Genomic DNA, 688 nt, shown 5'->3' on the forward strand with positions numbered 1-688 from the left:
AGCCCGCCCGGCACCGGCTCGGCGCGCAACTCGCGGTCGACGCCATCATGGTCGCCACGCTCGACCTCAGTTCGAAGAGTAACGAGATCACCGCCTTTGCCCCGCTGCTGGACCAGATCGGCTGCCTGAAGAACGTCGTGATCAGCGCGGACAGGCTCCACACCCGGCGCGAGCACGCCCGCTACCCGCACCAGCGCGAGGCGTTTTACGTTTTCCCCGTCGGCGGCAACCAGCCCGGCCTGTTCGACCAACTCGATGCCCTGGCCTGGAAAGACGTCCCAATCGAGTGGACCACCTACGACCGCGGCCACGGCCGCACCGAGATCCGCACCATCCAAGTGATGCCCGCCCCGCCCGGCACCCGCTTCCCGCACGTCAAGCAGGTCTTCCTCCTCGAACGCCACGTCTACGACCTGCACTGGAAGCCCCTGTCGAGCGTCGCGGTGCTCGGCGTCACCAACCTCACCGCAACCCTGGCCACCCCACGCCGCCTGGCCGAACTCGTCAGAGGCGAGTGGTCCATCGAAAACAAAGATCATTACGTGAGAGACGTGACCCTCGGAGAGGACCGCTGCCGTGTCCGCACCGCAGCCGCGCCATCCATCCTCGCCACCATGCGCAGCTACGCGATCGGCGCGTTACGCCTGCTCAACCACACCAACATCGCCGAAGGCACCCGCTGGGCCCG

General features: G+C 67.2%; 1 protein-coding gene. It reads left to right on the forward strand.

Annotated features, from left to right (window positions below):
* Positions 1–688, forward strand: a 688-nt coding sequence (locus tag Acor_RS00085) for an ISAs1 family transposase (protein WP_155334406.1), incomplete at both ends; no start/stop codon positions are given.

The organism is Acrocarpospora corrugata, assembly GCF_009687845.1.
Taxonomy (GTDB): domain Bacteria; phylum Actinomycetota; class Actinomycetes; order Streptosporangiales; family Streptosporangiaceae; genus Acrocarpospora; species Acrocarpospora corrugata.